This is a genomic window from Streptacidiphilus sp. MAP5-3, from assembly GCF_041262505.1.
Classification (GTDB): Bacteria; Actinomycetota; Actinomycetes; order Streptomycetales; family Streptomycetaceae; genus Streptacidiphilus.
Map to the genome: position 1 here is coordinate 391,154 of NZ_JBGCCL010000001.1, position 12,811 is coordinate 403,964.

The following is a 12,811-nucleotide window of genomic DNA, read 5'->3' on the forward strand; positions in this document are numbered from 1 at the left end:
ACGGGCTCACTCACCACGCGCGCTCTGCGGCTGCCCGTCGATCCCCGTGCCGATCTTCGTATTGATCTTCGTATTGATCTCGGTCAGGAACTCCACGAAGCGGTCGGCGACCAGCTCCGGGTACTCCATCATCGCGACGTGACCGGCCTGCGGCAGCACCAGCAGCCGGGAGTCGCCGAAGGCAAGCGAGGCACGCCGCGCCATCCGGTAGCCGACCAGCTTGTCCCGCAGCCCGTAGACCAGCAGCGTCGGCGCGGTCACCCGCTCCGCCTGCCGCCACAGCGCCTGCTCGCCGCGCTCGGTGTACGCGCGGACGATGCCGCGGGCGCTGCGCGAGAGCACGTCCAGCGCGTACGGAAGCTGCGCACGGCGCCGGTACTCCGCGACCATCAGCGCCCGGCGCTCCGGCGGGATCCGTCCCGGGTCGCCGTAGCAGAGCTCCAGCAGCGCCCGGGTCTGGTGCTCGACCGCCCGACCGCGCGAGGCCCGGCGGATCAGACCCGCGGCTCCGGGCATCGCCAGCAGGGTGGTGGGCAGGGCGGTCCGCTGCGGCGGCAGCTCCGGCAGGGCGGGCGAGATCAGCGTCAGCGTCCGGACCAGGTCGGGCCGGAGCGCGGCCAGGCGGGTCGCCACCGCGCCGCCGAGGGAGTTGCCGAACAGGTGCACCGGGCCGCGCCCGGTGAGCTCGATGAAGTCGCCCACCGCGCGCACGTGCGCGCCGAGAGAGAGGTCGGCGTCGTCCGGCGGCGGGGACTGGCCGAAGCCGGGCAGGTCGACCGCCTGCCCGTCGACCGTGTCGGCCAGCCCGGCCATCAGCAGTTCCCAGTTGCGGGTGGAGCCGCCCAGGCCGTGCACGAAGAGCGCGGGAGGCAGGTCCGCGCGGCGCGGCGGCTGCGCCTCGGCGAAGAGCGGACTCCCGGCGACCCGCAGCTCGTACAACCCGTCGCTGCCGGCGGCGGTCTCGGCCTCGAACGTCTCGCGCAGTCCACTCATGAGGACGATGCTAGGAGGCAGCGCCGTTACAGCATCGAGACCCACGCCGGGGAGGCAGCATGTCCGAACTCAACGAGGCCGCGCTCGACTCCCTCGCCGTGATCGAATCGGACGATTCGGAGGGGCTCACGCCCGTGGAAGAGAACGAGACAGAGCAGAGCACGAGCTTCGAGGAAGACGATCTCGCCCTCGAGTCGCCCGAGGCCGACTCCGTCGAGCAGAAGGTCGGTGTACCGATCGGGGACGACGAATACCCCGACGAGTTCCGGTGACCCCACCTCTTGTGGAATCCTCACAAGCCGGAGACCGTACTTTCTGGTCGCGACCTGCGGCGCTGGGGATTACCCACAAGTAGGATGGCGATCAAAGAGTTCCAGCACGGCCCGGGTCCGCCCCGGAGCCACGTATCGCCCAGTGAGGAGCACCGTGACGGCCATCCAGGACACGGCTGAGCGCCCCCGCGGCACTCGCCTGCCGCGCAGTGCCCGCCGCAACCAGCTGCTGGGCGCCGCCCAGGAGGTCTTCGTCGCCCAGGGGTACCACGCGGCGGCGATGGACGACATCGCGGAGCGCGCCGGCGTCAGCAAGCCCGTGCTCTACCAGCACTTCCCCGGAAAGCTGGAGCTCTACCTGGCGCTGCTCGACAAGCACTGCGACGCGCTGGTCGACGCGATCCGCGACGCGCTGGAGTCGACCACCGTCAACAAGAACCGAGTCCTGGCCACGACCGAGGCGTACTTCGCCTATGTCGCCTCGGAGTCGGGCGCGTTCCGGTTGGTCTTCGAGTCCGACCTGACGAACGAGGAGGCCGTGCGCGAGCGCGTCGAGCGCGTCACGCGCGACACCGCGACGCTGGTCAGCAAGGTGATCGCGGAGGACACCGACCTCCCCGAGGAGGAGGCCATGCTGCTCGCCGTCGGCGTCTGCGGCCTCTGCCAGATCACCGCCCGCTTCTGGCTCGCCCAGGGCAGCACCATCCCGCAGGACGAGGCGGTCCGCCTGGTCTCCAGCCTCTCCTGGCGCGGCCTCAAGGGCTTCCCGATGCACGGGGGCGACGGCGCGCACTGAGGGTCGCGCCGCAGCGCAGGTCGTGAGCTGGGGGCGAGCGCCCTCGGAATGATCGCGCAAGCCGTATCGTTGGCCCGGTACGGCACGCGGCCGGGTTGGCCGACCGCGTGTGAACGACGAACGCCTGTTGATGGGGCCGGAGGGACGAAGCCGTGGAGGTCAAGATCGGCGTGCAGAACGCGGCTCGGGAGATCGTTCTCGAGAGCGCGCAGTCTGCCGACGAGGTCGAGAGCGCGGTCGCCGCGGCGCTGAGTGGCACCGAGAAGCTGCTGAAGCTGTCCGACGAGCACGGCCGCAAGGTCCTGGTCCCGGCCGAGCGCCTGGCGTACGTCGAGATCGGCGAGCAGGCGCCGCGGAAGGTCGGCTTCGGCACGCTCTGACCCGCCGTCGGGATGACGTGAGACGCCCCGGTCTCCTCCTCAGGGAGGAAACCGGGGCGTTCTGCGTGTCCGGGCAGGTTGGGGGTATGGCGCGGACGGGTTCTGGGTAGGGCTTCTGCAGCAGCACAGGGTTCGGACAGGCAGCGCGGAGGAGGCCCGGGATGGTCGTCGAGTTGATCGCCTTCACTCTGGTCGGCCTGGCGATCGGCGTGGGCGCGGCGGTACCGCTCGCGGATCTCTTCCCGGCGCCGAAGATCGTGACAATCCTGACCGGACTGTGCTCGGCCCTGCTGTTGGGCGGGATCGCCCACACCGCGTTCGGGGCGGGCCACCCCGTCGAGACGGTCGCCTGCGCGGCGATCGGCTCCGGCCTCCTCGTCTCCGTCCTCGCCCGCCCCGACAAGCGCTCAACCCACCACCCGCGCCACGCCTGATCCCCACCGAGGGACGTTGCACGACGCAGGGGCGCGAAGCGCTGCGTGGGAACCACTGACGAGCGAATGGCCCCGAACGTTCGGGGCTCTACCTCTCAGAGTGGCTTGTCACGCAGTTCCTCGCGCCCCTGGGTCGGGCAACCACCTGCGGGAGCGAAAGCCCCATGCCGCAGAACTACGACGCCAGGCCCAGCGCAGCCATGCGGCGGGTGTGGGCCTCGGTGATGCGGTTGAACATCTTGCCGACCTCCACGAGGTCGAACCCGCGGACCTCGACCCCGCCGATCAGCAGGTTGCTGAGTGCGTCCCGCTCCGCGACGACCCGCTGGGCCTGGCTGAGCGCCTCGCCCATCAGGCGGCGGCCCCACAGGGCCAGCCGGCCACCGATCCGCGGCTCCGCTGCGATCGCCTCGCGGACCTTCTCCACCGCGAACTCCGCATGGCCCGTGTCGGCCATCACGCCGAGGACCAACTCGCGGGTGTCGTCGTCCAGGCGGACCGCCACCTCGCGGTAGAAGTCCGCCGCGATCGAGTCGCCGACGTACGCCTTGACCAGGCCCTCCGCCCAGTCCGCCGGAGCGGTCATCCGGTGGAAGGAGTCCAGCGGCTCGGCGAACGGCGTCATCGCCGCCGTCGGGTCCTCGCCGATCTCGGCGAGCCGGTCGCGCAGGCGGCGGTAGTGCCCGAACTCCGCGGCGGCCATACCCGCCAGCGCGGCCTTGTCCTCCAGGCCGGGGGCCAGCTTCGCGTCCTCCGCAAGGCGCTCGAACGCGCTCAGCTCGCCGTAGGCCAGCGCACCGAGCAGGTCGACCACGGCCGCGCGGTACTCCGGATCGGCCGAGCAACTCGCCCAGTCGCCGATCGACGGGTACGTCTCGGCCTGGGCGCCGGCGCTGCCGGTGGAGGTGTCGGTGGACTGGTCCTTGGGGGCTTCAGGCGTCTCCATACGCCGCACCTTAGTGGCCGTGGACGACCTCGGAATGCACGGAAGCGGGCAGGAACACGTCCGATGTCGTCCGCGTCACATGTTCGATCTTCGCCTTGACGGTATGGTGGTAGTGAAGTTCGGCGTAATGCATCATCTGGATGCGCGCCGGCCTCACGTACGCGGATGCCCGGTCGGTCGCACGATCGGCTCCGACCGACCCCGCAGTGGCCGAGCGAGGGCCGCCGCAGACCGCGCAGTCGCGGTCCCGCGCCGGGCCTCCATCAACGCCTTCCACTGTGCTCCGTCGCGTCCGCTCTCCCCAGGGGATGCAGCGACGCCGCAGCGCGTGGAAAAGCCATGAGGTAGCCGGTAGTGGTCAGCGCCCCCGTCCAGGACGGGTGCCCGGCCGCCCCCGCGATCGGCCGCACCACTTCCGGAAGAGGCACAGCCCTGACTACGTTCCGTGAACTCGGAATCCTTTCCGAGACCGCAGAGGCCCTCGAGGCCGTCGGTATCATCACTCCCTTCCCGATCCAGGAGATGACCCTGCCCGTGGCCATGACCGGCCACGACGTCATCGGCCAGGCCAAGACCGGCACCGGCAAGACCCTGGGCTTCGGGCTTCCCATCATCGACTCCGTCCGCGTCGCCGCCGACGTGGACGCCGGCCGCATCACCGCCGCCGAGGTCCCGACCGCGCCGCAGGCGCTCGTCGTCGTCCCGACCCGCGAGCTCTGCACCCAGGTCACCAACGACCTGCTGGTCGCCGGCAAGGTGCGCAACGTGCGCGTGCTGTCCATCTACGGCGGACGCGGCTACGAGACCCAGATCGAGGCGCTGGAGCGCGGCATCGACGTGATCGTCGGCACGCCGGGCCGTCTGCTCGACCTGGCCCGTCAGCGCAAGCTGAACCTCTCGGCCGTCCGCACCCTGGTGCTGGACGAGGCCGACGAGATGCTCGACCTGGGCTTCCTGCCCGACGTCGAGAAGATCATCGACATGCTGCCGACGCAGCGCCAGACCATGCTGTTCTCGGCGACCATGCCGGGCGCGGTCATCAGCCTGGCCCGCCGCTACATGAACCGCCCGACGCACATCCGCGCCACCGCGCCGGACGACCAGGGCGCGACGGTCGCAAACACCTCGCAGCACATCTACCGCGCCCACTCGCTCGACAAGGTCGAGATGGTCGCCCGCCTCCTGCAGGCCGAGGGCCGCAACCTGGCGATGGTCTTCTGCCGGACCAAGCGCACCACCGCCGACGTCGCCGAGCAGCTGACCAAGCGCGGCTTCGCGGCCGGCGCGGTCCACGGTGACCTGGGCCAGGGCGCGCGCGAGCAGGCGCTGCGCGCGTTCCGCAACGGCAAGGTCGACGTGCTGGTCTGCACCGACGTGGCCGCGCGTGGCATCGACGTCGAGGGCGTCACCCACGTGGTGAACTACCAGTGCCCCGAGGACGAGAAGACCTACCTGCACCGCATCGGCCGCACCGGCCGCGCGGGCGCGTCGGGCACCGCGGTCACGCTGGTCGACTGGGACGACATCCCGCGCTGGCAGCTGATCAACAAGGCGCTCGAGCTGTCGTTCAACGACCCGGAGGAGACCTACTCGTCCTCCGCGCACTTCTACGAGCAGTTGCACATCCCCGCCGGGACCAAGGGCATCCTGCCGCGCGCCGAGCGCACCCGCGCCGGTCTGGACGCGGAGGAGATCGAGGACCTCGGCGAGCCGGGCGGCGGCCGTCGCCGTCCCGCCCGCGACGCGGGCGGACGCGGTCGTGACCGTGACCGCGAGAAGGACCGGGATCGCGAGAAGGACCGGGATCGCGAGAAGGACCGGGACGAGGACCGTCCGGCCGGTCGCCGCGAGCGGAGCCGTCGTCGCACCCGTGGTGGTGCGACCTCCGGCGCCGAGGTCGAGACGCAGGCGCAGGCCACGACCGTCGAGCCCGCAGCCGCCGTCGAGGGCGGCGAGGCCGTGGACAGCGCGCCCAAGCGTCGTCGTCGCCGCACCCGCAACAGCGCGGACGGCCCGGCGGACGCGGTCCAGGCCGCGGCCACCGCGACGCCCGAGGCACCGGTCGTCGAGGCCGTCGAGGTCGAGGCCCAGGCCGAGGCACCGACGGTGGCTGCGGAGGCCACCGAGGCGCCGGCCCCGCGTCGCCGCACCCGCGCAGCGAAGGCCACCGCCACTCCGGTCGCCGAGGCCGTGACTGAGGCCGTCGAGGTCGCTGCGCCCGTGATGGAGGAGGCCGTCGAGGCCCCCGCACCGCGTCGCACCCGCGCAAAGAAGGCCGCTGCGACCCCCGAGGTGGAGGTTGCCGAGCAGCCGGTCGCGACCGAGGAGCCCGCCGAGGCTCCGACCCCGCGTCGCCGCACCCGCGCTGCCAAGGCCACCGCCACGCCGGTCGCCGAGGCCGTGGCTGAGGCCGTCGAGGTCGCTGCGCCCGTGGTGGAGGAGGCCGTCGAGGCCCCCGCACCGCGTCGCACCCGTGCGAAGAAGGCCGTTGCCGCTGTGGTCGAGGCGCCGACGGCTGCGGAGGCAGCGGACGCCCCCGCGCCGAGCCGCCGCACCCGGGCCAAGAAGGTCGCCGCCCCGGTGGCGGACACCGCTGTGGTCGAGGCTCCGGTCGAAGCTGCTCCGGTCGAGACGCCGCAGCCCGAGGCGGAGGCTCCGGCCCCGCGCCGCCGCACCCGCGCCACGAAGGTCTCTGCGACTGAGGTTGCCGAGGCCGTCGAGGTCAGCGCGCCCGTGGCGGGGGAGGCCGTCGAGGCTCCCGCGCCGCGCCGTGCTCGGGCGAAGCAGGCGACCGCTCCGGTTGCCGAGACGGAGCAGATCGAGACCCCGCAGGTCGAGGAGGCTCCGGCCCCGCGTCGCCGTGCCCGCGCTGCCAAGGCCACTGCCGCCCCGGTCGCAGCGGCCCCGGTCGCGGAGACCGTCGTCGTCGAGGCTGCGGAGGCGGAAGAGGCCCCCGCGCCGCGCCGCCGGTCCCGGGCCAAGAAGGCCGCTGCCGCTCCGGTGGCGGAGACCGTGGCCGTGGCCGTCGAGGCCCCGGTCGCGACGGCCGAGCCCCAGGTCACGCAGCCCGAGGTCGCGCAGCCCGTCGCCACCGCGTCGGCCGTCGCGCCGCGCAAGCGTCGCCGGGCGACCTCCGCGGTGACGGACGCGGCGGCCAAGGCCGCTGGGCAGGACGCGCCGCAGCCCGTCGCCGAGCCGGAGCCCGAGCCGGAGACCACGTCCGTACCCGCGCCGCGCAAGCGTCGCCGGGCGACCTCCGCGGTGACGGACGCGTCCGCGAAGGCCCGTCAGGTCGTCACCGAGCCTGCGAGCACCGGGGACGTCCCGTCGCAGCGCGCGTCCGCGCCGGCCAAGGCCGCAGCGGGCTCGGTGGACGAGGCGGAGCCGCCCAAGCGCAAGCGTCGCAGCGTCCGCCTCGCCGAGGCCGCCGCTGCCACCGCGGCCGCCGAGGCGGCGGCCACGGGTCGCAAGGCGCGCGCGTGACACCGCGTCAGTAGCCGACCCGGCGAACACATCAGGCGCGGCGGCGCGTCGCAGGCCCCAGGGCTTGCGGCGCGCCGCCGCGCTTTTCTGCGTGCGCGGCACCCGATCCTGTTTGCTCCTTCTTGCTCCCGCTTGCTCCTTGGCGCTGCCGGGACGCGCCCCGTGCGCCACGTCGTCGTCAGCCGTGCTGGTTAGGCTCGGAGTGAGGGCAGCAACCGCACCCGCACCGCCAGGAGGACCCGACCGATGAGCACCCCGCCGTTCCTGACCCTGCCCGGCTGCGCCCGCGCCGTCCGCCTGGAGACGGCCCGTGGCTCGTTCGCCGCGCTCCATGCGGTGCCGCAGGGACGTCCCCCTGCTGCGACCGCGCTGCTGGTTCCCGGATTCACCGGCAGCAAGGAGGACTTCATCGCGCTGCTCGAACCGCTCGCCCAGGAGGGCGTGGAGGTCCTCGCCGTCGACCAGCGCGGCCAGTACGAGACGGGCGGACCGGACGACGTCGACGCGTACGCGCTGGAGGAGCTCGGCCTGGACCTGCTGGGGGTGACCGCCGAGCTGAAGAGCGCGGCTCCGGAACGCCCGCTGCACCTGCTCGGCCACTCCTTCGCGGGGTACGTCGTCCGCGACGCGGTCCTGCGGGCGACCGGATCCCCCCTTCCCTGGGCATCGTTGACGCTGCTCAGCACCGGACCGGCCGCACTGGAGGACGCGGAGACCGAGCGGGCGAAGCTGCTGCTCGCAGCACTGCCGACGATGTCGCTGGAGGAGATCTGGCGTGCGATGAAGGACATGGAGGAGGCCTCCGGAGCGACGCCCGAGCTGATCGCTCCGGAGGTCGCGGAGTTCCTGCACCGGCGTTGGGTGTCCAACGTCCCTTCCTCGATGACGGCGATGGCCCGGCAGTTGATCGCCGAACCGGACCGCGTGGACGGACTCGCCAAGGTCGCACTGCCCAAACTCGTCCTGTCGGGCGAGCGCGACTACGCGTGGCCGGTGGAGCTCCAGGCGCAGATGGCGCTGCGGCTCTCCGCCGAGCACATCGTCGTTCCCGGCGCGGGGCACTCGCCGAACGCGGAACGCCCGGAGGGCACGGCGGTGTCGCTGTCGGCGTTCTGGTCGAACGTCAGCTGACGTTTCGTCAGGGATACCGCACTTCACGTGGGAACAGGGGAATAGGCGCGCCCCTCCCTTCGTTCCTTCTGGACGGACAGACTCGCGCGGCGTGCGGGGAGCTTCGTCACCGACCTTTAACGGCCCGGTGACCGCGACGAAGCAGGCCGGACCGAGTCTGGTTGTCCGAAGAGGAAGGGAGACGCCCGTGCACTTCGAAATCCTCCGCCTGAACGAGACCGACGGCCGCGCCCAGAATTCCGTGATCGCCGAGGCGAGCGCGGTCCGCGACATCATCGACCGCGCCGCCGCCAGCGGCGCACGCCTCTACATCCGCCCGCACGTACGCCCGCTGGAGACCCCGGCCACGACGTCGGCGGCGCTGCCCGGCGCGTGAGGCCCGCGCGGGCTTCAATGCGCCGTCCCTCGGGCGGGTGATCGTCCTTGACGAGGCGGGTCCGAGGGAGGACCGTGGTCGTCTATGAGGGGCGAGCCCAGTTGCCCTAGGTGCGGGGGCCGAGTCCGCGCCCCGGGGTTGTTCACGGACACCTGGCAGTGCGACGCCCACGGCACCGTCTATCCCTTGCAGCCCATCGTGCCTCCCAGCGTCGAGGCACTGGGCGCGGCGGTGGCGCGAGCCGAGGTTCCCGTCTGGCTGCCCTGGCCGCTGCCTGTCGGCTGGCTGTTCACCGGGATCGCCCACGCGGGCAACGACGTCTCCGGCACGCGGGCAACCGCTGTCGCCTGCTCAGGCCCGGGCCCGCTCGGCGGGCCGGGCGAGCTGCTGCTGATCGCCGAGGAGCTCGGCGTGGGCTTGGGCGCGCGCTACGCGGGGCTCTCCGGCCCGGACCCGGGCGAGGCGATCGCCGTCCATCGCGCACCACACGCCAAGGTGCACGCGGCCGGTCGGCCGACCCCGCTCTGGCACGTCCCGGACGCGCCGGACGACCGCGCGGTCTTCGTGGGCGAGGCACGCGGGCTCTGGCTCTGGGCCGTGATCTGGCCGGAGCGGTCGGGCCTGCTGATGTACGACGAGCTGGTCCTGACGGACCTCCGGGACGCGGGCGCGGAGCTGGACCTGTTGCCCTGCGGGGCGCTGTCGCCCCGGCTCCTGAAGTAGGTGCAACGCGCCTGGGGGCGCAGCTTCCCAGGTAGCAAACGTGCTCCCGTACCCTGGCGTTGAAGACCGTCCCCCTCGTGCCAGGAGTTCCCGCCCGTGCGCATCGATCTGCACGCACACAGCAACGCCTCCGACGGGACCGACTCCCCCGCCGAGCTGGTGCGGAACGCCGTCCTCGCCGGGCTCGACGTGGTCGCGCTGACCGATCACGACACCACCGGCGGTTACGCGGAGGCGTTCGACGCCGTGCGCGGCACCGCGCTGACGCTGGTGCCCGGGGCGGAGCTGTCCTGCCGGGTCGAGGGGATCTCGATGCACATGCTGGCGTACCTCTTCGACCCGGAGGAGCCCGAGTTCGCGCACGAACGCGAGCTGGTCCGCACGGACCGGGTGCGGCGCGCGCAGGCGGTCATCGAGCGGTGCGCGGAGCTCGGCGCACCCATCACGTGGGAGCAGGTGCGCCGGATCGCCGGTCACGGCGCGGTCGGACGGCCGCACATCGCCTCCGCGCTGGTCGAGGCGGGCGTGGTGGACAGCGTGGACCAGGCGTTCACCGCCGACTGGCTGGCGAACGGCGGCCGGGCCGACGTGCCGAAGCGGGAGACCGATCCGGTCGAGGCGATCCGCCTGGTCCGCGCGGCCGGCGGGGTGCCGGTGTTCGCGCACCCGGGTGCGTCCAAGCGCGGGCGGACGGTGTCGGACGCGACCATCGCCAAGTTGGCCGCCGCCGGGCTCGCCGGGCTCGAGGTCGACCACATGGACCACGACGACGAGACCCGCATGCATCTGCGCGGGCTGGCGGCGGAGCTGGGGCTGCTGGTCACCGGTTCGTCGGACTACCACGGCTCCCGAAAGACCGTCAGGCTCGGTGCGGACACGACCGATCCGACCGTCTACGAGGCCCTGGTCGCCCAGGCGACGGGCGCGGCGCCGGTCTCGGGCAAGGACCGCTGAAGTCGGGCATGCAGGCGGCTCCCCGGAGCCGCAGGCGGACTGCTAGCCTCTGGGCTTCTCTGCGAGCGCCACGAGACGCGCTCGCGTTCTTTCTGGGGTGGACAGTTCGTGGCAATCCGTCGCGCAAAGCAGAAGCAGCAGGTCATAGAGAAGCTGTCGCAGGTGGCTCCGGCCGGTGAGACCTTCATCGCCTGTGTGCACGTGGAAACCGGGCCGAGCCCGTGGCTCAACGCCGTCTTCGACGAGATCCCGCTTCTCGGCCTGATCGTCGCGTTCACGCGGAAGTTCTACTTCCTGACGCTGACCAACACCTCGATCGTGGTCAACTCGGCCAGCCGGTGGACCAACCGGCCGGGCGAGGTCGTCATGGCGTTCCCGCGCGAGGCGTTCCCGGTGAGCAACATAAAGCGGGCGTCGGTATGGAGCTCGATGTACGTCCAGCTCAACCCGGGCAGCAAGCCGACCCGGCTCAACATCCACCGTTACTGGCGGTCCGAGATGGACCAGCTGCTGGCGGTGCTGCCGCAGGCCCAGATCCCGGGTCAGGGCCAGCCGGCGCAGATGCCGAACCAGGCCCAGTACTAGGGACAGGCCCAAGCCCCTCGGCGCCGGCCAGTCGGCGCCGGTCAGTCGGTGAGCGGTCAGTCGGTGAGCGGTACGGACGTGCGGGCGGGGTCCCGGAGGTCCGTACCGTGCCGGAGCCAGCGTTCCTGGAGCTCGGCGGCGCCGTGCACGCGCTTGTACGCGGCCTCGTTCGGCGTCATCGGGAGCAGCGGCAGGAAGCGGACCGGGTCAGCCGGCTCGGGCAGGTCCAGGTCCTCGACCAGGCCGCCGGGCTCGGCCACCAGGAAGCCGGTGAACGGCGCGCCCGGCCACAGCGGATCACCCAGGTCGAGCGACGCGCCGGGGGCTACCACCAATCCCTCCACCTGCGGCGATGCCGCCAACGTGGCCAGCGGGCGGAGCAGTTCGTCGCGGCCTCCGCGCACGGTGACCACCAGCTCCGCGCGCGGACCGCTGACGGGGTCGGCGACGGCACTGGTCGGATCGGCCATCGGCGCGGTGGACATGCCGAGCGTGGCGTAGCGGTAGAGGCCCTCGGCCTGCGGGAAGCGCAGCACCTCGATCCGCTCGGTGCCCAGGAAGGTGACCGAGGCGCGGCCGTCCGGCTCGCCGAAGGTGCTGATCAGGCGGGCTTCGACGGCGGCGAGGACGGCGTCCGGCTGGTCGGTTCCGAAGGCGTGCGGCAGTGACATGGATCAGAGCCTAATGCCGTGTCCGGCGCGCCCGGTCCGCCCTGCGGCCCGTCGGCCCCGCAGCCCGTCGGGATCAGGAGGCTCCCGCCCTGCGTCCGGCGCGGACGATCAGGAGCAGGCCCGCCAGGATCATCGCCACCGCCGGATAGACCGCGACGGGCGGCAGTTGGCCCAGCCAGACCGCGGCGATCAGGGTGGCGCCAGGGGTCTCCAGCAGGATCGCGGTCGAGACGAAGGACGGGCCGAGGGTCCGCACCACCCGGTTGCTCAGCGAGTGCCCGAGGAACTGCGCGCACCCGGTCAGCAGCACGATCTGCCACCACGCCGTGGCGCTGTAGCCGGTCAGCGACTGCCCGGAGAGCAGGCAGGCGACCAGCAGCAGCGCGGCCGTGGTGGCGTAGCAGACAAAGGTGTACGCCGTGGTGCTGACGGTGCGTCGGACCTCGCTGCCGAGCAGGAAGTAGGCGGAGGCCGCCATGCCCGCGCCCAGCGCGAGGACGTCGCCGAGCACGGCGCGGGAGCTCAGCGTCAGGTCGAAGCCGGTCAGCAGCACGACGCCCGCGAAGGCGAGGCTGATCCCGACCCAGACGATCCGCGGCGGCCGGTGGCCACGCAGCCGCAGGTAGAGCGTGGTCCACAGCGGCGTGGCGGTGCAGAGCGCGGTGGACGTCGCGACGTCGGTCAGCCGGAGACTCGGCAGCCAGAGCGCGAAGTGCAGCGCGAGGAACGCGCCCGCCGCGAGCGAGAGCAGCACCGTACGCCGCGTCATCGCCCGGAGTTCGGCGCGATGGCGGAGCAGGGCGATCGGGGCGAGGACGCCGGTGGCGATGCAGTTGCGCCAGAACGCGATCGCCACGGCGGGCGCGGCGATGGCGCTGATCAGCGGCGCGGAGAAGGCGACGCCGCTGACCGCGAGGGCGAGCAGCAGGAAGTCGATCCTCGGCACGGCGGCGAGGTCCGGCGTCGCGGAAACCGTTGCGGAGGCCGTCCCCGACGCGGGCGCGGTCTCGGCGGTGCTCGTCACGTGCTCTCCTCAAGGTGTGCCCCTGAGGACCCGAGCAGGGTAA

14 protein-coding genes are annotated in these 12,811 nt (G+C 72.5%); 10 read left to right on the top strand and 4 right to left on the bottom strand.

Annotated features, from left to right (window positions below):
* Window positions 1–6: 6 nt before the first annotated feature.
* On the bottom strand, window positions 7–930 hold the full coding sequence (locus ABH928_RS01720) for an alpha/beta fold hydrolase (RefSeq protein WP_370061859.1): 924 nt from the start codon (window positions 928–930) through the stop codon (window positions 7–9).
* A 122-nt stretch (window positions 931–1,052) separates the two neighbouring features.
* On the opposite strand from ABH928_RS01720, the gene ABH928_RS01725 reads away from it, so the two are divergent.
* The 4 genes from ABH928_RS01725 (at window position 1,053) to ABH928_RS01740 (ending at window position 2,875) form a co-directional block, all read left to right on the top strand.
* The gene (locus ABH928_RS01725; protein ID WP_370061101.1) at window positions 1,053–1,265 is read left to right on the top strand and encodes a hypothetical protein; all 213 of its coding nucleotides are present in this window, start codon (window positions 1,053–1,055) and stop codon (window positions 1,263–1,265) included.
* A gap of 154 nt (window positions 1,266–1,419) precedes the next feature.
* Complete coding sequence (locus tag ABH928_RS01730; RefSeq protein ID WP_370061104.1) at window positions 1,420–2,061, top strand: TetR/AcrR family transcriptional regulator; 642 nt, start codon at window positions 1,420–1,422, stop codon at window positions 2,059–2,061.
* Window positions 2,062–2,213: 152 nt separating this feature from the next.
* Window positions 2,214–2,441, top strand: coding sequence for a DUF3107 domain-containing protein (locus tag ABH928_RS01735; protein WP_370061106.1), 228 nt, complete (start codon window positions 2,214–2,216; stop codon window positions 2,439–2,441).
* 161 nt (window positions 2,442–2,602) lie between these two features.
* Window positions 2,603–2,875, top strand: coding sequence for a hypothetical protein (locus ABH928_RS01740; RefSeq protein ID WP_370061108.1), 273 nt, complete (start codon window positions 2,603–2,605; stop codon window positions 2,873–2,875).
* Between the two features lie 175 nt (window positions 2,876–3,050).
* Here the strand turns inward: ABH928_RS01740 and ABH928_RS01745 are convergent, their stop codons facing one another.
* Window positions 3,051–3,821: a ferritin-like fold-containing protein gene (locus ABH928_RS01745; RefSeq protein WP_370061110.1), complete on the bottom strand. Its 771-nt coding sequence runs from the start codon at window positions 3,819–3,821 to the stop codon at window positions 3,051–3,053.
* A 522-nt stretch (window positions 3,822–4,343) separates the two neighbouring features.
* On the opposite strand from ABH928_RS01745, the gene ABH928_RS01750 reads away from it, so the two are divergent.
* From ABH928_RS01750 to ABH928_RS01775, 6 genes are all read left to right on the top strand, one after another.
* Window positions 4,344–7,304 carry a DEAD/DEAH box helicase gene (locus ABH928_RS01750; protein WP_370061112.1) on the top strand — a complete coding sequence of 987 codons (2,961 nt, stop codon included), beginning with the start codon at window positions 4,344–4,346 and terminating at the stop codon, window positions 7,302–7,304.
* A 246-nt stretch (window positions 7,305–7,550) separates the two neighbouring features.
* The gene (locus ABH928_RS01755) at window positions 7,551–8,435 is read left to right on the top strand and encodes an alpha/beta fold hydrolase (protein WP_370061114.1); all 885 of its coding nucleotides are present in this window, start codon (window positions 7,551–7,553) and stop codon (window positions 8,433–8,435) included.
* Window positions 8,436–8,622: 187 nt separating this feature from the next.
* Entirely contained in the window at window positions 8,623–8,811 is a 189-nt protein-coding gene (locus ABH928_RS01760; RefSeq protein ID WP_370061116.1) for a hypothetical protein, read from the top strand.
* Window positions 8,812–8,895: 84 nt separating this feature from the next.
* Entirely contained in the window at window positions 8,896–9,534 is a 639-nt protein-coding gene (locus tag ABH928_RS01765) for a DUF6758 family protein (protein ID WP_370061118.1), read from the top strand.
* A 96-nt stretch (window positions 9,535–9,630) separates the two neighbouring features.
* Entirely contained in the window at window positions 9,631–10,488 is an 858-nt protein-coding gene (locus tag ABH928_RS01770) for a PHP domain-containing protein (protein WP_370061120.1), read from the top strand.
* Window positions 10,489–10,596: 108 nt separating this feature from the next.
* Window positions 10,597–11,073, top strand: a complete 477-nt coding sequence (locus ABH928_RS01775; RefSeq protein ID WP_370061122.1) for a hypothetical protein — start codon at window positions 10,597–10,599, stop codon at window positions 11,071–11,073.
* Window positions 11,074–11,129: 56 nt separating this feature from the next.
* Here the strand turns inward: ABH928_RS01775 and ABH928_RS01780 are convergent, their stop codons facing one another.
* Window positions 11,130–11,744, bottom strand: a complete 615-nt coding sequence (locus ABH928_RS01780; RefSeq protein WP_370061124.1) for a suppressor of fused domain protein — start codon at window positions 11,742–11,744, stop codon at window positions 11,130–11,132.
* Between the two features lie 73 nt (window positions 11,745–11,817).
* On the bottom strand, window positions 11,818–12,768 hold the full coding sequence (locus ABH928_RS01785) for a DMT family transporter (RefSeq protein WP_370061126.1): 951 nt from the start codon (window positions 12,766–12,768) through the stop codon (window positions 11,818–11,820).
* Window positions 12,769–12,811 lie beyond the last annotated feature (43 nt).